The following is a 20,520-nucleotide window of genomic DNA, read 5'->3' on the forward strand; positions in this document are numbered from 1 at the left end:
ACGCCTTGGCTAAATACGCCCGCACAGTTGGGGCGTGGCCAAGTGGTAAGGCAACGGTTTTTGGTACCGTGTACCGTAGGTTCGAATCCTACCGCCCCAGCCAGATCCATCAAACTCCTTGTTTTCAGGCGGATTTCGATGCGTTCGGGCGGTCGAGAGGCTGATGTCCTCCACGACTGTCCAATCGGATGCGCTGCACCTCGACCGTGAGAAGTTGCCGAACGGGCATCGTCGATCTCGTCTTCCGCCAAGCCGCGATCCGTGCATGGCGCCGCCGCAGGCGGGCGCAAATCCGGTACGGCGCGATCCCCGAGAGCTTCTTCCCGCGCGCCGCACGCGCAGCGCCAGCGAGGCGGCCAGGACGAGCGGCATCACGTCTTCTCCGGCCGGAAGCGCAGCAGGCGCAGGGCGTTCAGCGTCACCAGCACCGTGGCGCCGGTATCGGCCAGGATCGCGATCCACAGCCCGGTGATGCCCAGGACCGAGGTCACCAGGAAGACCGCCTTCAGCGCCAGCGCGATGGCGACGTTCTGGCGGATATTGCCCATCGTCGCCCGCGCCAGCCGGATCAGGGCGGGCACATCCGTCACCCGGTCGCGCAGGATCGCCGCATCGGCCGTCTCCAGCGCCACGTCGGTGCCCGAGCCCATGGCCACGCCCACCTGCGCCTGTTTCAGCGCCGGCGCGTCGTTGATGCCGTCGCCGACCATCATCACCGCGCCCATCTCGCGGATCGCCGCCAGCTTGCCCTCGGGCAGCATCCCGGCGCGGTAATCCATGGCCAGCGGGCCGGCGATGGCCGCGGCGGTGCGCGGGTTGTCACCGGTCAGCATCACCGCGCCGACCCCCAGCGCGCGCAGCTGGGCCACCGCCTCGGCGGCATCCGTGCGCGGCTCGTCCTGCAACCCGATCAGGCCGATCAGCCGGTCCGGCCGGTAGACCGCGACAACGGTGCTGCCCCCGGTTTCCAGCGCGGCCGCATGCTGCATGTCCCTGTCCGTCAGCACGCCCGCCTCCAGGGCCGCGGCGGGCGAGGCGACGAAGGCCGGGGCGCCCGCGACGATGGCCGTCGCGCCCCTGCCCGGAATCGCGCGCGCATCCGTCGCGGGCGGCGGTGCGATGCCCTCTTCCGCGGCGCTGTCCAGAATGGCGCGGGCCAGGGGGTGGCTTGATCCGGCCTCGACCGCGGCCGCCGTCGCCAGAAGCTCGGTCCTGATGGACGCCGTCAGCTCGACCTGCCCGGCGGGCGGCGTCAGGCCGGTGACAGCGGGACGGCCCATCGTCAGCGTGCCGGTCTTGTCGAAGGCGACATGGGTGATATTGGCCGCGGCCTCGATCACCGCGCCGCCCTTCATCAGCAGCCCCCGCCGCGCCCCGGCCGAAAGCGACGAGGCGATGGAGGCGGGCACCGAGATCACCAGCGCGCAGGGGCAGCCGATCAGCAGCAGCGCCAGGCCGCGATAGATCCAGGTCCCCCATTCCGCGCCGAATGCCAGCGGCGGCACCAGCATGACCAGCGCCGAGACCGCGACGATGGCGGGCATGTACCAGCGGCTGAAGCGGTCGATGAAGCGTTCGGTGGGCGCGCGGGCCTCCTCGGCCTCCTCGACCAGGCGGATGATGCGGGCGATGGTGTTGTCCGAGGGCGCGCGCGTCACTCGCAGCCGCAGCGCCGCCTCGGTATTGATCGAGCCCGCGAAGACGCCCTCGCCCGGCCCCTTGGTGACCGGCACGCTTTCGCCTGTCACCGGGCTGTCGTCGATGCCGCTGGTGCCCTCGGTGATCTCGCCATCGGCGGGGATGCGGTCGCCGGGACGGACCAGCACGACCTGGCCGATCCGCAGGCTGTCGGCGGGCACCTCGCGCGTGGTGCCGCCGACTTCCAGCAGCGCCGTCTTGGGCACCAGGTCGGCCAGCGCCCGGATGCCGTCGCGGGCGCGGCCGGCGGCGACGCCCTCCAGCACCTCGCCCACCGCGAACAGGAACACGACCAGCGCCGCCTCCTCGGCCGCGCCGATGAACAGCGCGCCGATGGCGGCGATGGTCATCAGGCTTTCGATGGTGAAGGGCTGGCCCATGCGCAGCGCCTCGACGGCGCGCTTCGCCACCGGGGCGACGCCGATCGCGCAGGCCAGCAGGAAGGCGGGATAGCCCCATCCGGCCGGGGCCAGCAGCTCGAAGGCCCAGGCCAGCGCCAGCAGCGCGCCGGTCAGGATCACCAGCCGGCCCTTGCCGCTGCGATGCCAGCTTTGGTCGCGTTCGGCAGGGCCCTGCATCACGGGCGCTGCATCGGGCGGCGCCGCCTGCCCGCGCGGTTCGATCCCGTAACCCAGCCGGCGCACCGCATCCTCGATCTGGTCGCGGCTGGCCCCGCCCGGCTGCAGGGTCAGCGCCAGCTTCTCGGCCATCAGCCCGACCGAGACCTCGCCGACCCCCGGCATCCCGCCAAGCGCCGCCGAGATCTTGCGGCTGCAGGCGGCGCAATCCATGCCCGTCACCGTCCATTCGACCCGTTCGGCCCGTTCGTCACGCATCGCTCATCTCCTGCCCGCACCGATCGCGGGCCCTTGTCCTCGATGATTCGGGACCCTAGGTCCTCTAGCGACTAGAGCTTCAAGGGGTTTCTCATGCTCTCCATCGGAAAACTCAGCGCGGCGACCGGGGTGAAGGTGCCGACCATCCGCTATTACGAACAGATCGGCCTGCTGCCCGAGGCCGAGCGCAGCGCCGGCAACCAGCGGCTCTACGGGCCGAAGGCGCAGGAGCGGCTGGGCTTCATCCGCCATGCCCGCGATCTGGGCTTCCCGCTGGAGGCGATCCGGGAGTTGCTGAGCCTCTCCGACCGCCCCGACATCCCCTGCGCCGCCGCCGATCAGATCGCCAAGCGCCAGCTTGCGGCGGTCCATGCCCGCATCAGCCGGCTGCAGGCGCTGCAGGCCGAGCTTGAGCGGATGATCGTGCAATGCGCGCATGGCCGGATCTCGGATTGCCGCGTGATCGGGGTCCTGGGCAATCACCAGCTGTGCCTGCATGACGATCATGGCGAGGCCGGGCAAGGCTAGGCCGGCGCCGACCGGCAGGGCGGTGGCCGTTCAGAGAGCAAGGCCATCCACGCATCCTGCCCTTCTTTGCCGGGAAATCCGGCAGCGCGCGGACGCGCTACGGCAACGGACCGACATGGACGGCGAAGGCTTCCGTCAGGAAATCCTTCAGAACGGTGTTGAACCGCGCCGCCGATTCCAGGTTCACGATGTGCCGCCCCGGCAGGGACAGGTGACGTCCGCGCTGCACCTCTCCGGCGATCGCGGCCAATTCGGCGGGCGGGCAGACCGGATCGTCACGGCCGGAAATCGCCAGCAGCGGATTGGCGATCTGGTGAAGCCGGCCGCGCAGATCCGCCCCGGCAAGCGCCGCGCAGCATCCCGCATAGCCATCGACCGAGGTTGCGGCGAAGCTGGCCAGGATCGCCGCGACGCTGGCCGGATCGGCCGCGCGAAAGCCCGGCGTGAACCAGCGCTCCGCCGTCGCGGGAAGAAGACCGCCTAGGCCCCCCGCCCTGACCTCGTCGATGCGGACGTTCCAGCTGTCGGCGGTGCCGATCCGGGCAGCCGTCGCGCAGAGAACGACGCGCCCCAGCCGCGCGCCCGCGTGGATCGCCAGCCATTGCCCGGTCAGCCCGCCGATGGACAGGCCGCAGAAATGGCTGCGCGCGATCCCCAGCGCATCCCACAGCGCGATCACGTCGCCGCCCAGATCGGCCAGGCCGTAGGGCGGCAGCGGCGTGCCGGACCGGCCGTGACCGCGGCGGTCATAGCGCAGGATGCGGAAATCCCGGCAAAGGCTCTCGATCTGGGCGTCCCACATGTGCAGGTCAGTGCCCAGGGAATTGCAGAAGGTCAGCCACGGCTTCTCCCCCGCCTCGCCGTCGATGCGATAGTGAAGGCGGTGGGTGGGCAGGTCCAGGCAGGGCATGGGCGGCCTTTCATGCGAATGCGGCGCGCGGCGAGGGGCCGCGCGCCTTGTTGCGGGGAGGCTCAGGCGGCGGCAAGCCGCGCCGTGTCGCGGGCGCGCCCGTTGGCAAGCGCGAAGACCAGCATCGCCAGGGCCGAGACCGCCGCCGGGATCGCGAAGAGCAGGAAGTTCTGCTCCAGCGGCAGTTCCCGCGCCAGCAGCACCCCGCCGAAGGTCGGCCCGACGATGGCGCCGATCCGGCCCACGCCCGAGGCCCAGCCCAGCCCGGTCGAGCGCACCGACAGGTTATAAAGCTGCGCGACGCTGGCATAGAGCAGGATCTGCGTGCCGATGGTCGTGGCCCCGGCGACGAAGACCAGCAGGAACAGCACCGTCGGCGCCGGGTTGAAGCCGATCAGGGCGATGGATGCCCCGGCCGCGGCGAAGAAGGCGACCACCACCTTCGGCAGGCCGAAACGGTCGCCCAGCCACCCTCCGGCGATCGCCCCCGCCATGCCGCCGAAATTCAGCGAGAACAGCGACAGAAGGCTGGCCCGTTCGGCATATCCGGCCTCTTGCAGCACCTTGGGCAGCCAGGAGGACAGCAGGTAGACCAGCAGCAGGCAGCAGAAGAAGGACAGCCACAGCATCAGCGTGCGCAGCGTCCGGCCGTGGCGGAACAGTTCCGCGACCGAGGCCGAGGCGCCCTTGGTCTCGCTGAACACCAGCCGGTCATCGGCCGCCAGCTGGATCGAGGGATTGATCTTCGCGAAGATGCGCCGCGCCTCGTCCTGCTTGCCCTGGCGGATCAGGAAACCCAGCGATTCCGGCAGTTTCCACAGCACCAGCGGCAACAGCAGCAGCGGCACCGCGGCGACGAAGAACATCGGCTGCCAGCCGAAGGAGGGGATCAGCCCGACGCCCAGCCCCGCCGCGACCATGCCGCCGACCGAATAGCCCGAGAACATCAGCGCCACCATCGTGCCGCGCAGGCGCTTGGGCGCATATTCGTTCATCAGCGCCACGGCATTCGGCATCAGCCCGCCGCAGCCCAGGCCGGCGATGAAGCGGAAGATCTTGAACTGTTCGGGCGAGGTGGCGAAGCCGGTCAGCACGGTCGCGGTGGTGAACAGCACGAAGCTGATCGCGACGCCCTTCTTGCGGCCGATCCGGTCGGCCATCGGGCCCAGGATCAGCGCCCCGAACATCATCCCGAACAGTGCCCAGGCCTGCAGCGCGCCGGCCTGCGGCTTGGTCAGGCCCCATTCCGCGATCAGCGTCGGCAGCACCGTGCCCGCCACGAAGACATCATATCCGTCGACGACCAGCAGCGTGCCGCACAGCGCGACCACCATCCATTGGAACCGTCCGAACGGGCTCTGGTCTATCGCCTCGCTTACATCCAGGTTTCGCATGTCGTTCCTCCCTTGTTTTGTCTGAAAATCCGGTCAGCCGGCATCGCCCCCCGCGACGTTCAGCCCGTGTCGCCTCCGGCGACGGGCAGGACGGATCCGGTGATGTAGGATGCCTCGTCCGAGGCCAGGAACAGGATCGGTGCGACCTGTTCCTCGATGGTGCCGTAGCGCCTCATCGGGGCCGATTGCGTCACCTGCTCCACGACCTCGGCCATCCATTGCCGCTCGGCCGGGCTGTCGCCCTCGGCATTGCGCGGGATGCGGCGCGGCGGCGCCTCGGTCCCGCCGGGGGCGGTGGCGACCACGCGGATATTCTGCGCCGCCAGTTCCATCGCCAGGGATTGGGTGATCGCGTTGACGCCGCCCTTGGCCGCCGAATAGGGCACGCGATGGATGCCGCGCGTGGCGTTCGAGGAGACGTTGACGATGGTGCCGCCGCCGCGCGCCGCCAGATGCGGCAGGACCGCCCGGCAGCAATAGAGCGTCGGCATCAGGGATCGACGGATCTCGGCGTCGATCTGGGCGGGCTCGAATTCGGCGAAGGGGCGCATGCGGATCGCGCCGCCCACGTTGTTGATCAGGATGTCGATGCCGCCAAAACTGTCGGCCGCATGGCGCATCGCGGCCTCGGCGCCGTCCCAGGTCTCCAGGTCGGCAGTGAAGGCGGCGGCATCGCCGCCCGCCTCGGCCGCCACCTCGGCCACGAAATCGGCGCGGTCCACGAACAGCACCCGCCCCCCTTCGGCCGCCGCGCGCAGCGCCACGGCGCGGCCGATGCCCTGCGCGGCCCCGGTCACGACCAGCACCTTGCCCGCGAAACGCCCGGCAAAGACGGCCCCGGTCATGCGATGGCCTTCAGGGGCGCGTTGGGGGTGAACTTCTCGTAATGGAAGCTGGCGGGGCGGATGCCGTTTTCGTCCAGGTAATCGCGCACGGCATCGACCATGGGCGGGGGACCGCAGAGATAGACATCGACCCCGCCCGCCGCCAGCATGTCGCCGGGCATGTGCTGCGTGACCCAGCCCTTGCGCGGATGGGCGGAGGCAGGATCGGCCACGACCGTCGCGAAGGTGAAATTCGGCAACCGGCCGGCATAGGCGGCAATCTGGTCCACCAGCACCAGGTCCAGGTCGCGCGTCACGCCATAGACCAGGTGGATCTGGCGCTGCGACCCGACGCGGGCCAGGACCTCCAGCATCGACAGGAAGGGCGCAAGGCCGGTGCCGCCCGCCAGGAACAAGAGCGGCCCGTCGCCGTCCCGCAGATAGAAGCTGCCCATCGGGCCGGTCAGCTCCAGCCGCTCGCCCGGCTGCGCACGGGCCAGCCAGCCGCCCATCAGCCCGCCGGGGATCTTCTTGATCAGGAAGCCCAAGGTGCGTTCGCCCGGCGCGGAACTGAAGGAATAGGCGCGGTGATCGCCGCTGCCCGGCACGCCGATATTGACATATTGCCCCGGCAGGAAGGCGGGGGCGTCCTCCACCTCAAGCTCCAGCACCACGGCCGCGTCCTGATGCGGCTCGATCCGGGCCACGGTGGCGGCGAAGACCTGCTGGCCGGTCTTGCAGGCCTGCGACGTCACCGGCACCGACAGCACGCAATCCGAGGACGGCACCATCTGGCAGGTCAGCACCAGCCCTTCCGCGGCCTCGTCCTCGGTCAGGGCGTCGTCGATATAGTCCTCGCCCATGTCGTAGGAGCCGCTTTCGGCGCGGCACCTGCAGGTGCCGCAGACGCCGTCCGAACAGTCCATCGGCAGGTTGATCTTGTTGCGGAACGCGGCGTCGAGAACCTTCTCGCCCGGCTTGCAATCGACGAAGCGGGTCACCCCGTCCTCGAAGTTCAGTGCGATGCGATAGCACATGGTCGCCTCCTCCTTGCGGTTGTGCGGGGTCCGGCGGCGGTCAGACGTGATAGACGTCGATGACCTGGCGGATATAGTCGTTCTTCAGGACGATCTTCTTGGCGGCGATGGCCAGGCCGTCGCCGGTCCGTCGCAGGGTCACGAAGATGGTCCCGAAGAACTGGTCGGTGACCTTGTAGCGGTGGTTCAGCGTGTGGAAGTTGTAGCGGACATCCACCTCGGCCCCGCGGTCCTCGACCACTTCGACGTTCAGGACGGCGTGGCTGGTGCGCGGCTCGGGCGTCGAGGCGCCCGACCGTTCGGTCTTGATGCGGAAGACGCGATCCTCCAGCCCCTCGCGGTTCGGGTAGTAGATCAGCGAGATCTGGGATTGCGGATCCTCGGTGATCTGGTCGTTGTCGTCCCAGGCGGGCATCCAGTAGGTGACGTCGGGCGCATAGCAGGTCAGCCATTCGTCCCATTGCCGGTCATCGAGCAGGCGCGCCTCGCGATAGAGGAAGGCGCAGATGGCGTTGTAGCCCAGGCTGGTGCCGGTGGTGTCGTGATCCAAGCTCATGCCGCGGCCCCCCTTTTTTCGGCGGCAAGCGCGTCGCGCATCACCCCGGCCCAGTATTCGTGCTGGCAGACGAACAGCCCCTCGTCCTCGCTGCGTTCGCCGGACAGAAGCGGCTTCAGCCCCATGCGCCGGGCGTTCTCGTCCGGCCCGTCGATCCACAGCGGCGCGCCGCGCGACATGTCGTTCCACAGCGTCACGCTGCCCAGATAGGCCGTCTGGCAGGCGCGGAATTCTTCCAGGTCATCCGAGGTGCCCATGCCCGAGACGTTGAAGAAATCCTCGTATTGGCGGATGCGATGGGCGCGATCCTCGGCGCTTTCCCCCTTGGGGGCGAAGCAGAAGATGGTGACTTCGGTCTTGTCCACGGAAAGCGGGCGCACGACGCGGATCTGGGTGCTGAACTGGTCCATCAGGAACACGTTCGGATAGAGGCAGAGGTTGCGCGTCTGGTTGACGATGAAGCCCGCCTTGTCCTCGCCCAGCCGGGCCACAAGGTCCTCGCGGCGGTTCCAGACGGGCCGGACCTCGGGGTTCTTGGTGTTGGTCCACAGCAGGATATGGCCGTTCTCGAAGCCATAGACGCCGGCAACCGACTTCGACCAGCTGTTGGCGTCCACCGCCTTGGTGCCGGTCTCGCTGCGCCGGTCCATGGTGGTGGCATAGTTCCAGTGGACCGTGCTGACGTGATAGCCGTCGCAGCCATTCTCCATCTGCAGCTTCCAGTTGCCGTCATAGATGTAGGAGGAATTGCCACGCAGGACCTCCAGCCCCTCGGGGGCCTGGTCGACGATCTGATCGATGATGATGGTGGTCTCGCCCAGGAACTCCTCCAGCGGCGCGACATCGGCATTCAGGCTGCCAAACAGGAAGCCGCGATAGCTTTCGAACCGGGCCACGCGGGTCAGGTCGTGCGAGCCGTCCTTGCCGAACTGCTCGGGATATTGCGTCGTCTTGGCGTCCTTGACCTTCAGCAGCTTGCCGGTGTTGGAAAAGGTCCAGCCGTGGAACGGGCAGGTGAAGCTGCCCTTGTTGCCCTGCTTGCGGCGGCACAGCATCGCGCCCTTGTGGGCGCAGGCATTGATGACCGCGTTCAGCGTGCCGGTCTTGTCGCGGGTGATGACCACCGGCTGGCGGCCGATCCAGGTCGTGTAATAATCGTTCGGTTCGGGGATCTGGCTTTCATGCGCCAGATAGACCCAGTTGCCTTCGAAGATGTGCTTCATCTCCAGCGCGAACAGGTCCTCGTTGGTGAAGATGTCGCGGCGGCAACGGTAGAGGCCGGCCTCCTTGTCGTCCTGCACGGCGGTCGCCAGAAGATGATCCAGGTCGCGTGCCTTCTCGATGATCGCGGACATGAGCTTTCCTCCCCAGGGGATGCGCCTTTCGGGCCGGCCCCTGCCAGATGTCGGTGATGGTTGATCGGGTTCGGAACGGGGCGGCCTGCGGCGGCCGCCCGCAAGCGTCGATCAGGCCGCGGCCCGGCGGCGCTGTTCGTTGGCCTGGTTGTCGACGCCATCAACCAGGGCGGTCAGGTGGATGTCGAATTCGATCTCGGCGAAGGGGCCGTTCAACCCGTTGGCGTGAATGCTGTCCTCGTCGCTGCGCTCGACGACATGCGGCACCAGCCCCTCGCGGGTCGCATAAGCGAAATCGTCGTCGATCAGCGGATCGCCCTCGATATTGATCTGCGTGGTCAGCTTGCGGTGGCCATCGGCGCTGACGAAGAAGTGGATATGCGCCGGCCGCTGGCCGTGGCGGCCAAGCGCCGACAGCAGCGCCTCGGTCGGGCTGCCGGGGGGCACGCCATAGCCACTGGGCAGGATGCTCTGGAACCTGTAGCGGCCGTCCTGATCCGCGATGATCGTGCGGCGCATGTTGAAGGGCGCCTGCTTGCCGGTCGGGTCGAAATGCGAATAGAAGCCGCGGGTGTCGCAATGCCACACCTCGACCTTGGCGCCCGGCAGCGGCTTGCCGTCCGATCCGTGGACCGTGCCATGCATGATCAGCGTGTGGCCGTCGGTGTCGGTGCCGTCATCCAGCCGCGCGAAGCCCACGGATTCCGGGGCGCCCGCGACATAGAGCGGCCCCTCGATGGTGCGCGGCGTGGGGTTCTCGATCCCCAGCGAGGCGTCGATGGCGTCCAGCCGCTCGTCGATGAAGTGGTCGACCCCCAGGCCCGGCGAGACCAGCCCGGCCTGCCCGGCCGCGCCCAGATCGTTCAGCCAGGCAACGCCCATCCAGTATTCGTCGGGGGTGATGTCCAGGTCGTCGATGGCCTTGAACAGGTCGGACATCAGCCGATGCACGATCTGTTTCATGCGCGGATCGCCGTTGTCGTTGTTCAACCCGCTGAGTTCCTTCAGGAACTCCTGCACATCGGGTCGGTCGAAAATCTTGACGGTCATGGTTTCTCCTCCTGGATTCGCTTGGAAACTGGGCGGGCAGGCTTCCTCGGGCCTGCCCGTTGGGGATTAGCTGTCATCCTCTCGGATGGCGGATGGGTGGCGCAGAAGCGGCGTGACCTCGATCTCCATGAAGGGAAACAGGGGCAGGCCGGACAGGATCTGGTGCAGCTCGTCGTTGTCGCTGACGTCGAAGATGCTGACATTCGCGTATTGCCCGGCGACCCGCCAGATATGGCGCCACTTGCCCTGGCGCTGCAGGTCCTGCGCATAGGCCTTTTCGCGCGCGATGATCCCGGCGGCTTCCTCGGCCGGCAGATCGCGGGGAAGCTTCACGGTCATGGCGACATGGAACAGCATCGTCACACCCTCCCGCCGGGCAGGCTGATCGTCTTGCGGATCCCGTCGCGGGCGAAGAAGGCCAGGCGATCCTCGTCCAGCGCCACCCCCAGGCCGGGGCCGGCGGGGACGGTCAGCTCGAACTCGCTGTAATCCAGCGGCTCGGCCAGGATCTCCTCGGTCAGCAGCAGCGGGCCGAACAGTTCCGTGCCCCATTGCAGATTGGCGAAACAGGCGAAGGCATGGGCCGAGACCACGGTGCCCACCGCGCCTTCCAGCATGGTGCCGCCGTAAAGCCCGATCCCCGCCGCATCGGCGATGGCCGCGACGCGCAGCGCGTTGAAGGCGCCGCCGCTCTGCTCCAGCTTGACGGCAAAGACATCCGCGCCCTGCAGGCGCGCGATCTCGAAGGCGCTTTCGGGGCCGGTCAGGGATTCATCGGCCATCAGCGCCACGGGCCAGCGCCGCACCAGCCGCCTCAGCGCCGCGGTCTGCGCGACCGGCTGCTCGACCAGCTCGCAGCCCGCATCGGCAAGGGCAGGAATGCCGAAGGCGGCCTCGCCCTCGGACCAGGCCATGTTCAGGTCGACCCGCACCGCACCGCGGTCGCCAAGCGCGGCCTTGATCGCGGCCACATGGGCGATGTCGTCACGGATCGGCCGCGCGCCGATCTTCAGCTTGAAGACGCGGTGGCGGCGCAGGTCCAGCATCCGTTCCGCCTCGGCGATGTCGCGCGCGGTGTCGCCCGAGGCCAGCGTCCAGGCCACCGGCAGCCGGTCGCGCCGCCGCCCGCCCAGAAGCTCGCTGACCGGCAGGCCGACCCGCTTGCCCTGGGCATCCAGCAGCGCCGTTTCCACGGCCGACTTGGCAAAGCGGTTCTCGCGCACCATCCGGCCGATCCGCGCCATCAGCGCCTGCACCTGCGTCGCGTCCTGGCCGATCATCACCGGCGCGAACCAGCTGTCGATATTGGTCTTCATGCTTTCGGGGCTTTCGCCGCCATAGGCCAGGCCGCCGATCGTGGTGCCCTCGCCGATGCCGACGATCCCGTCGCTGCAATGGACGCGGACCAGCATCAGCACCTGCCCGTTCATGGTCGCGACCGACAGCTTGTGCGGCCGGATCGTCGGAAGATCGAGGATCACCGTCTCGACCCTCGAGACGACGGGGCGAATATCGGTGCGCGGGGCGAGGGGGGCGAATGACTGGTTCATGACGCCAAATTGCGGCGGCGGCCCCTTTCTGTCCAACACCATTTCGGTTTGAAAGAATACCCGGAAGGTATTATGTTGAAGAAAATATGGCCATGCGGCCAGTTACCGCGCTACAGAATACCAAAAACAATCGTCGTTTTTGCTCTTGCACGCCCAGAGGACGGCCATGGATCTGCGACAGCTGCGCTATTTCACCGCCGTCGCGCGGGAACGAAACTTCACCCGCGCGGCTCAGACCCTGAACATCGCCCAGCCGCCGCTGAGCCGCCAGATACAACTGCTGGAGGAAGAGCTGGGCGTCGCCCTGATCATCCGCACGTCCCGGCCGATCCGGCTGACCGATGCGGGACGGCTGTTCTATGAACAGGCGCTGCAGGTGCTGGGGCGGGTCGACCAGATGAAGGACGCGACGCGCCGGGTCGGGCTGAACCGCAACCGGGTGCTGTCCATCGGCTTCGTGGCCTCGACCCTTTACGGCGGCCTGCCGGTGCTGGTCAGGAAACTGCGCCAGAACGTGCCCGAGCTGGACATCCAGCTGCTGGAAATGCTGTCGATCCAGCAGATCCCCGCGCTGAAGGAAGGCCGCATCGACATCGGCTTCGGCCGCCTGAAGCACAGCGACCCGAATGTCGTCGGCACCGTCCTGCGCGAGGAACGGCTGGTGGCCGCCCTGCCCCAGGACACGCCCCTGGCGCGGGATCCCGCGCCGCTGCCGCTGGCTGCGCTGGCCGGGCAGACGCTGATCGTCTATCCCAAGGAGCCGCGGCCCAGCTATGCCGACCAGGTCCTCAACCTGCTGCAGGACGAGGGCATTCGCCCGGCCGACGTGCTGGAGGTGCGCGAAATCCAGACGGCGGTTGGTCTGGTCGCGGCAGAGTCGGGCATCTGCATCATCCCCTCCTCGGCCCGGCAGATGCGGTCGGACGTGCGCTATCGGCTGATCGACAGCCCGCGGGCGACATCGCCGGTCATCCTCAATCACCGCGCCGGCGACGCCTCGCCCTATCTCGACCTGGTCCGGCAGCTGATCCGCGACATGTATGCCGAAAACCCGGTCTGGCTGGAGGCCAACAATCTTCGCCCAACCCCTCCCGACGACCGCAAGCCGGACCGCGCGTAAGGTCCTGGCGATCTGCCTCGCCGCGTCAGGCGCGGCACGATTCCGTCAGCGCGGCCGCGAAACTGCGGGCGGCGGGACCGAAGGGCTGGTCCAGGCGGCGGGCGAGATAGCTCTGGGCCTGGACCTGGCCGTCGCGGCCAAGCGCGGTGGTGGGCAGCCGCACCAGCCTGCCGGAACTCAGGTCGTCCTCGACCAGCCACAGCGGCAGACGTCCCCAGCCGACGCCCGACAGGATCAGCGCGTGCTTGGCGTCCTGGCTGGTCACGCGGCAGGATTGCGGCGACAGGACGCCGAAATCGCGGCCCTCGGACAGCGCGGTCGGATCCGACAGCACGATCTGGACGTGATCGGCAAGATCGGGAACGCCCAGCCCGCGCCCCGCCGCCAGGGGATGCCCCGCCGCGACCACCGCCACCTGCGAGACCGGCGAGAGCGCCTCGAAGCTGATCCGGGGGTCGCGGAAATCCTCGCCCACCATGATCGCAAGCGTGCACCGCTGATCCGTCAGCGCCTGCAAGGGACCGCCGAGCGGCTGGACCTCCAGCCGGATCGCGACCGAGGGATAATGCGCGCGCATCCCGGCCAGCGCGGCCCCCACAGCCGAAAGCGGAAACAGCGTATCGACCACGATGGACAGCCGAAGCTCGACGCCGTCGCCGAAACCGCGCGCGCGGGCGCGCATCGCGTCGACCCGCAGCAGGATGTCGCGGGCATCGGCAAGCAGCGCCTCGCCCTGCGGCGTCAGCACCGGGCGGTGGCCCGAGCGGTCGAACAGCAGCAGGCCCAGCTGCGCCTCCAGGTTGGCGACGGCGACGCTGACGCCGGATTGCGCCCGCGACAGGCTGCCCGCCCCGGCGCGGAAGCTGCCGCTGTCGGCGACCGCGACGAAGGTGCGGATCTGGTCCAGGGTCAGGGCGTCCAGCATGATCGCTTCCGATGATCGAAACCATCGGAATTATATCACTCCTTCCGGTCATCCGTCACCCCTACCCTGCAGATGACGGGAAACAGGAAAGGAGAAAACGATGATCAATGTGCTGGTGCTGTATTATTCGTCCTATGGCCATGTCGAGACCATGGCCGGCGCGGTCGCGGCGGGCGCGCGCGAGGCGGGCGCGACGGTCGCCCTGCGGCGCGTGCCGGAACTGGTGCCGGACGCGGTCGCGGACAAGTCGGGCTACAAGCGGGACCAGCAGGCCCCGGTCGCGACGGTCTCGGAACTCGCCGATTACGACGCCATCATCCTGGGCACGCCGACCCGCTTCGGCAACATGGCCGCGCAGATGAAGAACTTCCTGGACCAGGCCGGCGGGCTGTGGTTCGAGGATCGGCTGGTCGGCAAGGTCGGCAGCGTCTTCACCTCGACCGGCAGCCAGCATGGCGGGCAGGAAAGCACCATCCTGTCCGCGCATGTGGTGCTGCTGCACCTAGGCATGGTCGTGGTCGGCCTGCCCTACAGCTTCAAGGGCCAGATGCGGATGGACGAGATCACCGGCGGCTCGCCCTATGGTGCCTCGACGCTGGCCGATGACGGCCATGGCGGCGACCGCCAGCCAAGCGAGAACGAGCTGGAGGGCGCCCGTTTCCAGGGCCGGCACGTGGCCCGGATCGCGGCCGCGCTGGCCGGGCGGCACGAGGCGGCGTGATGCAAGCCCTGTCATCCGCCACGGCGCCGACAACGACCCGCTGGGGCGCCGTCCTGCTGATCGTCGCGGCGGGGGTGGTCGCGGCCCTGCAGGTCGGCAAGGGGGCGATCGCCGCGCCCATGCTGCGGGCCGATCTGGGGCTGGGCCTTTCCGCCATCGGCTGGCTGACCGGGGTCTTCGCCATCCTGGGACTGGTCGGCGGCATTCCCACCGGCGCGCTGGTCGCCCGCATCGGCGGGCGGCGGGTCCTGATGGCGGGGCTGGTGACGGCGGCGCTCGGCGCAGCAGTGGGCGCGGGTGCCGGAAGCTTCGCCTGGCTGCTGGTCTTTCGCATCGTCGAGGGGGCGGGCTTTCTGCTGATCGTCGTCGCGGCGCCGTCCATCCTTGAAGATGTCGCCGACAGGCCGCACCGCAACCTCGCCTTCGCGCTGTGGAGCTGCTTCATGCCGGCGGGCATGGCCATCGCGATGCTTGCCGGCCCGATGTTCCAGGGCTGGCGCGCGATCTGGTGGGCCAGCGCCCTGATGGCGATACTGGTCGCCGTCGCGGTCCCCGCCCTTGTCCCGTCCCGGCGACGCGGCCTGGGCGCATCGCGCGGCAGGCTGGGCGCGGACATCGCCGCAACCCTTCGCGCGGGCGGGCCGCTGGCACTGGCGGCGATCTTCGCGCTCTACAGCCTGATGTTCTTCGCGCTGTTCAGCTTCCTGCCGATCCTGCTGATGGAGCGGATGCAGGTCTCGCACCAGGTCGCGGGGCTGCTGAGCGCGCTTGCAACGGCGGCGAACATCATCGGCAACCTGGCCGCAGGGGTGCTGCTGTCCCGAGGCGTCGGGCGGACCCTCTTGCTGGCGGGCGCCAGCCTGGTGATGGGGCTGGCGGCGCTTGGCATCTTCCTGCCGCTTCTGCCAGAGGTGCCGACCTTCCTGCTCTGCGTGCTGTTCTCGGCCGTGGGCGGGCTGGTCCCGGCGGTTCTGCTGGCCTCTGCCCCGCTTGCCGCGCCGGGGGCCGGGCTGGTGCCCATCGTCCTGGGGCTGATCGTGCAGGGCAACAACCTGGGCCAGATCGTCGGGCCGGTCGCGGTCGGCGGCGTCATCCAGGCAGGCGGATGGGCCTGGGCCGCCCTGATCGTCGCCGTCGCGGCGCTGCTGGCGGCCGCCATCGCGGCCGTGCTGGGCCGCATCCTCAAGGACGACGGATCGCCATGACGCCCCGCCTGACCCGCGCATGACGCCGGCGGGATCTGCGCCCCAGCCACATGACCATGGCGCAGCGCCGTTCCCTCGGCAGCCCGGCGCGCGCCTCATCGGCAAGGATGCGGCGCAGATGACCGGAGGGCGCCTGCAGCGCGACGAAGCCAAGCCGCCGGTAATACGGCTCGTTCCAGCTCACCTCGCGGAAGGTGGTCAGCGTCATCGCGTGCAGCCCCCTCGCCGCTGCCTCGCGGATCGCGCGGCGCAGAAGCCGCGTGCCGATTCCCTGCCCCTGATGGTCGGCATGAACGGCGATCTGCCACAGATGCAGCCGGTTGCCGAAAACCTCGGCGTTCAGAAACCCGACCGGCCGGCCCGACAGCTCGGCGACAAGCGCCAGCCCGGCGGCGATGAGCTCGCGGTGGCGGCGTGCCGATTGAACCTCGTCATCGGCGATCCAGGCCAGATCCGGGAGGGCACGAAACGCCTCGCCCGCCGAGCGTTCGATGGCGGGAAGCGCGCCGGCATCGCCAGGGGCGGCGCGGCGGATCGTCGGCATGGCCAGGCGCCGCGGCGGTATGGGCGTTGCATCGTTCATGCCGCCAATCTGCCCATGCCGAAGCCGCGCGTCCATGCAGGGGCGCGACCCGGCAGCCCCGTCGGCCGGATCATGCCTTACGTGATCGCCAGCACCACATCGCCGAACCCGGCGGCGACATGCCTGAATGCCGGGCTAATCCTCATCCCTCGTCTTCTCGACCAGGAATTCGACGAAGGCGCGGACCTTCGGCAGCAGGTAGCGGCGCGAGGGATAGATGGCGTGCATCACCGTCTGCACCGGCGTCCAGTCGTCCAGCGCGGTGACCAGGCGGCCTGCGCGGATATCCTCGGCGACATATTGGCGGGGGATCAGGTTCAGCCCGAAACCCGCCAGCAGCGCGTCGCGGATCGCCAGCCCGCTGGTCACGCGGTAGCGGCCGTCGATCGGCACGCGGACGGTTTCGGCCCCGCGGGTGAATTCCCATTCGCTGACATGACCCGACAGCGTGAAGCGGATGCAGTCATGCGCCCGCAGGTCCTGCGGCACGCGCGGCTTGCCGTGGCGGGCGAAATAGCCGGGCGAGGCGCAGATGACATGGTGCAGGGTCATCAGGCGTCGGGCGATCAGGCTGGAATCCTCCAGCCGATCGCTTCCGCGGATGGCCAGGTCGAAGCCCTCCTGCACGATGTCCACCCGCCGGTCGTCCAGCTGAAGGTCCAGCGACAGGTCGGGATGGCGCGCCAGGAAATCGGGGATCGCGGCGGAGAGCCGGGTCAGGGTGAAGGTCATCGGCGCGCTGACCCGCAGCAGCCCGCTTGGCTGGCGCTGCAACGGGCCAAGCGAATGGTCCGCCTCGGCCAGGTCGTCCAGGATGCGGGCGATCTGGTCGTAATAGCGCTGACCCGGCTCGGTCAGGCTCATCCGGCGGGTGGTGCGGTTCAGCAGCCGGGCGCCCAGATGGGTCTCCAGCTCGGCGATGTTCTTGCTGATGGCGGCGGGCGACAGCTTCATCCGCCGCGCGGCCGCGGCGAAAGAGCCCTGCTCGACCACGGTTCGGAACACGCGCAGGGCGGTGATCTGGTCCATCATTCACCATTGGTTGCGAGTATCGCCATCAATTAGCCGATTATTGCAAAACGAGAAAGCAATTAGATCGGAAGGGCAAGCCACAGGAGGCCCCAATGAACGCGATCATCGCCGGGATCACGACCCGCATCTCCGCCAACCGCTTCGACCCCGCAAGACCGCTGCCCGATACGCAGATCCGCGACCTGGCCGAGCTGGCGACGCGCGCGCCCACTGCCTACAACCTGCAGAACTGGCGGCTGATCGCGGTCCGCTCGGCCCCGGCCAAGGCGCGGCTGCGCGAGATCGCCCATGGGCAGCGGAAGGTGAGCGAGGCGGCGGTGGTCTATATCCTCTGCGGCCAGGCGCCCTCGCATCGCGCGCTGGCCGAGCGGCTGCGGCCCTCGGTCGCGGCCGGGATCATGACGCCCGAGACCGCGGCGGCCTGGACCCACGCCGTCAGGGACGGTTATGGCGACGCGCAGGCGCAGCGCGACGAGGCGATCCGCTCGGCCAGTCTGGCGGCGGGGTTCCTGATCTTCGCGGCCCAGGCGCATGGGCTGGCCTCTTGCCCGATGGTCGGCTTCGACGCGGAGAGGCTGGCGCGGGAATTCGCGCTGGCCCCGGACGAGGTCCCCGTCATGCTGCTGGCGGTCGGCCATGCGGGCGCGGGCAACTGGCCGCAAAAGCCGCGCCTGCCGGTCGCGCAGATCCTGACCACGCTCTAGCCCCCCGAGGCCGCCATGCCGAAAGCATCCGACATCCTGCCGACCGCGCTGGCCCCCGCCATCTGGGGCAGCACCTATATCGTCGCGACCGAGCTGCTGCCCGGCGCCCCGCCGCTGAGCGTCGCCGCGATCCGCGCCCTGCCTGCGGGGCTGATCCTGCTGCTGATGGTGCGACGGCTTCCCCAGGGCGAATGGCTCTGGCGCAGCCTCGTCCTGGGGGCGCTGAACTTCACCATCTTCTGGGCGCTGCTGTTCGTCGCGGCCTATCGCCTGCCCGGCGGCATCGCCGCGACGGTGGGCGCGGTGCAGCCGCTGATCGTGGTCCTTGCCGCCGGTGCCGTCCTTGGCACGCGGGTGACGGGCCGGGCGCTGCTGGCCGCCGTCATGGGCATGGCGGGCGTGGCGCTGCTGGTGCTGCAAGGCGGCGCGACACCGGACATGGTGGGCATCGCCGCGGCGCTTGGCGGCGCCTTCTCGATGGCTTTCGGCACGGTGCTGACACGCAAATGGCGGCCGCCGGTCTCGGCGCTGGTGCTGACCGCCTGGCAGTTGACGGCGGGCGGGTTGCTGCTTCTGCCGCTGGCGCTGCTGCTGGACCCGCCGATGCCGGTGCCGGACGGGGGCAGCGCGGCGGGCATGGGCTATCTCGTGCTGTTCACCGCCCTGACCTATATCCTGTGGTTTCGCGGCGTCGCACGGCTGGAGCCCGCCGCCGTATCGTCGCTGGGTTTTCTCAGCCCGCTGACGGCGATCCTGCTTGGCTGGGTCATTCTCGGCCAGTCGCTGTCCCTGTCGCAGGCCATTGGCGCGGTGGTCGTCATCGTCAGCATCTGGCTTGGCCAGCAGGGCGCGCCGGCGGCAAAGGCCGTCACCTTGCCGGCGCGTTGACGCCCGGCCTGCCATGTCAGCTGCTCAAGCATCTTGCCGAGCGGTCCAGACGTTCCGGCCTGCCGGATCGGGCGCGAGCTGGAAAATGTCGCGGCGGCGAAGCAATGTTGCGACGCGGCGGAAGGCCGGGCAGATCAACGACGACAAACGGAGAGAACAGATGAGCGAGGCGATAAACCTGGCGGCCAAGCTGGCAAGTTTCGACCAGAAATGGTCGCCCCGGACCGTGGCGACATTCAACGGCCATGACGTGATGGTGGTCAAGGTCGAGGGGGAATTCAACTGGCATTCCCATCCCGACACCGACGACTTCTTCCTCGTCCTGCAAGGCGAGATCGAGATCCGGCTGCGCGACCGGGTGGTCGAGCTGAAGGCCGGCGAGATCTTCGTGGTCCCGAAAGGCGTCGAGCATTGCCCGCTCGCCCGCAAGGAAGCCCACCTGCTGCTGATCGAGCCGACCGGTACGCCCAATACCGGCGATCCCGCCACGGCCGCCGGGCGCAAGCTCATCTGAGCGACGAGCTGCCCGAGCGAAGCAAGGTGGCGGTCAGGCGGCCGCCTGCAGGGCGCAGGGCGCGGGTTGTCTGCCGCCGGCCATGGCGACGTAACTGGACAGATAATCCCCGGCATTGCCGGTCAGCGATCCGCCAAGCCGGGGGTTGATCTCGAATATCCTGGGCGTTCCGTCCACTTCGCGGAAGTCGATGCAGCAGGTGCCGTCGTGGAACCCCGCGACGTTCAGGATCCGTTCGAAAAGATCGCCATGGTCGGAACCGTCCTGCCATTCCAGCCCGCGATATCCGGTCTGGATGCCCTTCACATGCGGGATGTCCGGCATGTCGAACCGGGCGGTGCGGACGAAGGCGATCCTGCCCTGGCGCATCAGGATATGCGCCGACAGCTCGATATTTCCGGGGACGTATTCCTGCACGAATTCCTCGGCCGGATCGCAGCAGAGCGGGCTGCCGGGGCGGGCGACGGCCACGCGCGACAGCTTGCCCCATTCGTCGCGGCGCCGCTTGATGATGACCGGCTCTCCGGCCGGGACCTCGGCGGGATCGGCGAACAGCCTGGGCACGACATGGCCGAAGCCGGCAGCGACCATCAGCCGGTTGAACCTCAGCTTGTCGTCGCAGTTTTCCTGGGCGGCGGCGTCGGGGAACAGGGCGTTGAACGTCTCGCCGTCCTCGCGCCGCCGGGCCAGGAAACCGCGATCCCACAGGGTCAGCGGCACGACGGCATCATAGGCCGACAGGTCCGCGACCCTCAGATCCGCCATCTCGCTGCGGATGCCCACGGCGCGGGCGCTTTCCGCCAGGGCCTTCGCCCAATCCGCCTTCATGCCGAACAAGACACTCGTCACCCTTCGTCCCCCTCGTTACACACGCGCCGGTGGTGGTATTCCCCAGCGGAACTCTCTCAACGGGAGAGAGACTGCGTTAAATATGAACATATGCAAACCTGCCATTTCAGGCAGGTCAGGTCCTTGTTCATCGGGGTTCCACCTGTCCTGCCACGCAAGGCGTGGCACCTCGATATTCCAAGTAATAATTTGATTTTACTGGATAATGCTAGAATTTCTGCGCCGTTCCGCGAAACAACCC

At 68.6% G+C, this 20,520-nt stretch carries 21 protein-coding genes and 1 tRNA gene; 8 read left to right on the top strand and 14 right to left on the bottom strand.

Going from position 1 to position 20,520, the window contains the following annotated elements:
- Positions 1 to 28 precede the first annotated feature (28 nt).
- Positions 29 to 103 (top strand) — tRNA-Gln (locus C9E82_RS18490).
- 268 nt (positions 104 to 371) lie between these two features.
- On the opposite strand, the gene C9E82_RS18495 is transcribed toward C9E82_RS18490, so the two are convergent.
- Positions 372 to 2,534: a heavy metal translocating P-type ATPase gene (locus C9E82_RS18495; RefSeq protein WP_119897978.1), complete on the bottom strand. Its 2,163-nt coding sequence runs from the start codon at positions 2,532 to 2,534 to the stop codon at positions 372 to 374.
- A gap of 93 nt (positions 2,535 to 2,627) precedes the next feature.
- Here C9E82_RS18495 and C9E82_RS18500 point away from each other — a divergent pair, with 93 nt between their 5' ends.
- A complete protein-coding gene (locus tag C9E82_RS18500) occupies positions 2,628 to 3,062 on the top strand; it encodes a MerR family transcriptional regulator (RefSeq protein ID WP_119897977.1) in 435 nt (144 codons plus the stop codon).
- A gap of 97 nt (positions 3,063 to 3,159) precedes the next feature.
- Here the strand turns inward: C9E82_RS18500 and pcaD are convergent, their stop codons facing one another.
- The 9 genes from pcaD to C9E82_RS18545 form a co-directional block, all read right to left on the bottom strand.
- Complete coding sequence (pcaD, locus tag C9E82_RS18505) at positions 3,160 to 3,972, bottom strand: 3-oxoadipate enol-lactonase (protein WP_119897976.1); 813 nt, start codon at positions 3,970 to 3,972, stop codon at positions 3,160 to 3,162.
- A gap of 62 nt (positions 3,973 to 4,034) precedes the next feature.
- A complete protein-coding gene (locus tag C9E82_RS18510; RefSeq protein WP_119897975.1) occupies positions 4,035 to 5,366 on the bottom strand; it encodes an MFS transporter in 1,332 nt (443 codons plus the stop codon).
- Between the two features lie 59 nt (positions 5,367 to 5,425).
- Complete coding sequence (gene benD, locus C9E82_RS18515) at positions 5,426 to 6,211, bottom strand: benzoate diol dehydrogenase BenD (RefSeq protein WP_119897974.1); 786 nt, start codon at positions 6,209 to 6,211, stop codon at positions 5,426 to 5,428.
- Complete coding sequence (gene benC / locus C9E82_RS18520; RefSeq protein WP_119897973.1) at positions 6,208 to 7,227, bottom strand: benzoate 1,2-dioxygenase electron transfer component BenC; 1,020 nt, start codon at positions 7,225 to 7,227, stop codon at positions 6,208 to 6,210. Before benC ends, benD begins: the two co-directional genes overlap by 4 nt.
- A gap of 40 nt (positions 7,228 to 7,267) precedes the next feature.
- Positions 7,268 to 7,783, bottom strand: coding sequence for a benzoate 1,2-dioxygenase small subunit (gene benB / locus C9E82_RS18525; RefSeq protein ID WP_119897972.1), 516 nt, complete (start codon positions 7,781 to 7,783; stop codon positions 7,268 to 7,270).
- Positions 7,780 to 9,138 carry a Rieske 2Fe-2S domain-containing protein gene (locus C9E82_RS18530; RefSeq protein WP_119897971.1) on the bottom strand — a complete coding sequence of 453 codons (1,359 nt, stop codon included), beginning with the start codon at positions 9,136 to 9,138 and terminating at the stop codon, positions 7,780 to 7,782. The genes benB and C9E82_RS18530 overlap by 4 nt, the downstream gene beginning before the upstream one ends.
- 111 nt (positions 9,139 to 9,249) lie before the next feature.
- Positions 9,250 to 10,188, bottom strand: a complete 939-nt coding sequence (catA, locus tag C9E82_RS18535) for a catechol 1,2-dioxygenase (protein ID WP_119897970.1) — start codon at positions 10,186 to 10,188, stop codon at positions 9,250 to 9,252.
- 66 nt (positions 10,189 to 10,254) lie between these two features.
- The gene (catC, locus tag C9E82_RS18540; protein ID WP_119897969.1) at positions 10,255 to 10,545 is read right to left on the bottom strand and encodes a muconolactone Delta-isomerase; all 291 of its coding nucleotides are present in this window, start codon (positions 10,543 to 10,545) and stop codon (positions 10,255 to 10,257) included.
- A gap of 2 nt (positions 10,546 to 10,547) precedes the next feature.
- Positions 10,548 to 11,738, bottom strand: a complete 1,191-nt coding sequence (locus C9E82_RS18545) for a muconate/chloromuconate family cycloisomerase (protein WP_119897968.1) — start codon at positions 11,736 to 11,738, stop codon at positions 10,548 to 10,550.
- 166 nt (positions 11,739 to 11,904) lie between these two features.
- Here C9E82_RS18545 and C9E82_RS18550 point away from each other — a divergent pair, with 166 nt between their 5' ends.
- Positions 11,905 to 12,858 (top strand): LysR family transcriptional regulator, encoded by a 954-nt coding sequence (locus tag C9E82_RS18550; protein WP_119897967.1) that lies wholly within the window; start codon positions 11,905 to 11,907, stop codon positions 12,856 to 12,858.
- A gap of 25 nt (positions 12,859 to 12,883) precedes the next feature.
- On the opposite strand, the gene C9E82_RS18555 is transcribed toward C9E82_RS18550, so the two are convergent.
- A complete protein-coding gene (locus C9E82_RS18555) occupies positions 12,884 to 13,783 on the bottom strand; it encodes a LysR family transcriptional regulator (protein WP_119897966.1) in 900 nt (299 codons plus the stop codon).
- A 100-nt stretch (positions 13,784 to 13,883) separates the two neighbouring features.
- Between C9E82_RS18555 and wrbA the strand changes: the two genes are divergently transcribed.
- Together wrbA and C9E82_RS18565 are read left to right on the top strand one after the other, a co-directional pair.
- Entirely contained in the window at positions 13,884 to 14,504 is a 621-nt protein-coding gene (gene wrbA, locus C9E82_RS18560) for an NAD(P)H:quinone oxidoreductase (protein WP_119897965.1), read from the top strand.
- Positions 14,504 to 15,709: an MFS transporter gene (locus C9E82_RS18565; RefSeq protein ID WP_119897964.1), complete on the top strand. Its 1,206-nt coding sequence runs from the start codon at positions 14,504 to 14,506 to the stop codon at positions 15,707 to 15,709. The genes wrbA and C9E82_RS18565 overlap by 1 nt, the downstream gene beginning before the upstream one ends.
- Here the strand turns inward: C9E82_RS18565 and C9E82_RS18570 are convergent.
- Both C9E82_RS18570 and C9E82_RS18575 read right to left on the bottom strand, forming a co-directional pair.
- A complete protein-coding gene (locus C9E82_RS18570; protein WP_221036002.1) occupies positions 15,687 to 16,292 on the bottom strand; it encodes a GNAT family N-acetyltransferase in 606 nt (201 codons plus the stop codon). The genes C9E82_RS18565 and C9E82_RS18570 overlap by 23 nt on opposite strands.
- 135 nt (positions 16,293 to 16,427) lie before the next feature.
- Positions 16,428 to 17,321: a LysR family transcriptional regulator gene (locus C9E82_RS18575; RefSeq protein WP_119897963.1), complete on the bottom strand. Its 894-nt coding sequence runs from the start codon at positions 17,319 to 17,321 to the stop codon at positions 16,428 to 16,430.
- Between the two features lie 95 nt (positions 17,322 to 17,416).
- Between C9E82_RS18575 and C9E82_RS18580 the strand changes: the two genes are divergently transcribed.
- From C9E82_RS18580 to C9E82_RS18590, 3 genes are all read left to right on the top strand, one after another.
- Positions 17,417 to 18,028: a nitroreductase family protein gene (locus C9E82_RS18580; protein WP_119897962.1), complete on the top strand. Its 612-nt coding sequence runs from the start codon at positions 17,417 to 17,419 to the stop codon at positions 18,026 to 18,028.
- Between the two features lie 15 nt (positions 18,029 to 18,043).
- The gene (locus C9E82_RS18585; protein ID WP_119897961.1) at positions 18,044 to 18,916 is read left to right on the top strand and encodes an EamA family transporter; all 873 of its coding nucleotides are present in this window, start codon (positions 18,044 to 18,046) and stop codon (positions 18,914 to 18,916) included.
- 160 nt (positions 18,917 to 19,076) lie between these two features.
- Positions 19,077 to 19,430: a cupin domain-containing protein gene (locus C9E82_RS18590; RefSeq protein ID WP_119897960.1), complete on the top strand. Its 354-nt coding sequence runs from the start codon at positions 19,077 to 19,079 to the stop codon at positions 19,428 to 19,430.
- A 33-nt stretch (positions 19,431 to 19,463) separates the two neighbouring features.
- Here the strand turns inward: C9E82_RS18590 and C9E82_RS18595 are convergent, their stop codons facing one another.
- A complete protein-coding gene (locus C9E82_RS18595) occupies positions 19,464 to 20,279 on the bottom strand; it encodes an ATP-grasp domain-containing protein (protein ID WP_147393075.1) in 816 nt (271 codons plus the stop codon).
- Positions 20,280 to 20,520: the final 241 nt, after the last annotated feature.

It is taken from the genome of Paracoccus sigandri (assembly GCF_003709565.1).
GTDB lineage: Bacteria > Pseudomonadota > Alphaproteobacteria > Rhodobacterales > Rhodobacteraceae > Paracoccus > Paracoccus siganidrum.

What these genes read in the sequence shown, in the direction of transcription:
- C9E82_RS18555 (WP_119897966.1), bottom strand. Translation starts at nt 13,783, where the DNA reads ATGCTGGACGCCCTGACCCTGGACCAGATCCGCACCTTCGTCGCGGTC.
- C9E82_RS18550 (WP_119897967.1), top strand. Translation starts at nt 11,905, where the DNA reads ATGGATCTGCGACAGCTGCGCTATTTCACCGCCGTCGCGCGGGAACGA.
- wrbA (WP_119897965.1), top strand. Translation starts at nt 13,884, where the DNA reads ATGATCAATGTGCTGGTGCTGTATTATTCGTCCTATGGCCATGTCGAG.
- catA (WP_119897970.1), bottom strand. Translation starts at nt 10,188, where the DNA reads ATGACCGTCAAGATTTTCGACCGACCCGATGTGCAGGAGTTCCTGAAG.
- benB (WP_119897972.1), bottom strand. Translation starts at nt 7,783, where the DNA reads ATGAGCTTGGATCACGACACCACCGGCACCAGCCTGGGCTACAACGCC.
- C9E82_RS18565 (WP_119897964.1), top strand. Translation starts at nt 14,504, where the DNA reads ATGCAAGCCCTGTCATCCGCCACGGCGCCGACAACGACCCGCTGGGGC.
- C9E82_RS18545 (WP_119897968.1), bottom strand. Translation starts at nt 11,738, where the DNA reads ATGAACCAGTCATTCGCCCCCCTCGCCCCGCGCACCGATATTCGCCCC.
- C9E82_RS18530 (WP_119897971.1), bottom strand. Translation starts at nt 9,138, where the DNA reads ATGTCCGCGATCATCGAGAAGGCACGCGACCTGGATCATCTTCTGGCG.
- pcaD (WP_119897976.1), bottom strand. Translation starts at nt 3,972, where the DNA reads ATGCCCTGCCTGGACCTGCCCACCCACCGCCTTCACTATCGCATCGAC.
- C9E82_RS18500 (WP_119897977.1), top strand. Translation starts at nt 2,628, where the DNA reads ATGCTCTCCATCGGAAAACTCAGCGCGGCGACCGGGGTGAAGGTGCCG.
- benC (WP_119897973.1), bottom strand. Translation starts at nt 7,227, where the DNA reads ATGTGCTATCGCATCGCACTGAACTTCGAGGACGGGGTGACCCGCTTC.
- C9E82_RS18575 (WP_119897963.1), bottom strand. Translation starts at nt 17,321, where the DNA reads ATGGACCAGATCACCGCCCTGCGCGTGTTCCGAACCGTGGTCGAGCAG.
- catC (WP_119897969.1), bottom strand. Translation starts at nt 10,545, where the DNA reads ATGCTGTTCCATGTCGCCATGACCGTGAAGCTTCCCCGCGATCTGCCG.
- C9E82_RS18590 (WP_119897960.1), top strand. Translation starts at nt 19,077, where the DNA reads ATGAGCGAGGCGATAAACCTGGCGGCCAAGCTGGCAAGTTTCGACCAG.
- C9E82_RS18580 (WP_119897962.1), top strand. Translation starts at nt 17,417, where the DNA reads ATGAACGCGATCATCGCCGGGATCACGACCCGCATCTCCGCCAACCGC.
- benD (WP_119897974.1), bottom strand. Translation starts at nt 6,211, where the DNA reads ATGACCGGGGCCGTCTTTGCCGGGCGTTTCGCGGGCAAGGTGCTGGTC.
- C9E82_RS18570 (WP_221036002.1), bottom strand. Translation starts at nt 16,292, where the DNA reads ATGAACGATGCAACGCCCATACCGCCGCGGCGCCTGGCCATGCCGACG.
- C9E82_RS18510 (WP_119897975.1), bottom strand. Translation starts at nt 5,366, where the DNA reads ATGCGAAACCTGGATGTAAGCGAGGCGATAGACCAGAGCCCGTTCGGA.
- C9E82_RS18495 (WP_119897978.1), bottom strand. Translation starts at nt 2,534, where the DNA reads ATGCGTGACGAACGGGCCGAACGGGTCGAATGGACGGTGACGGGCATG.
- C9E82_RS18585 (WP_119897961.1), top strand. Translation starts at nt 18,044, where the DNA reads ATGCCGAAAGCATCCGACATCCTGCCGACCGCGCTGGCCCCCGCCATC.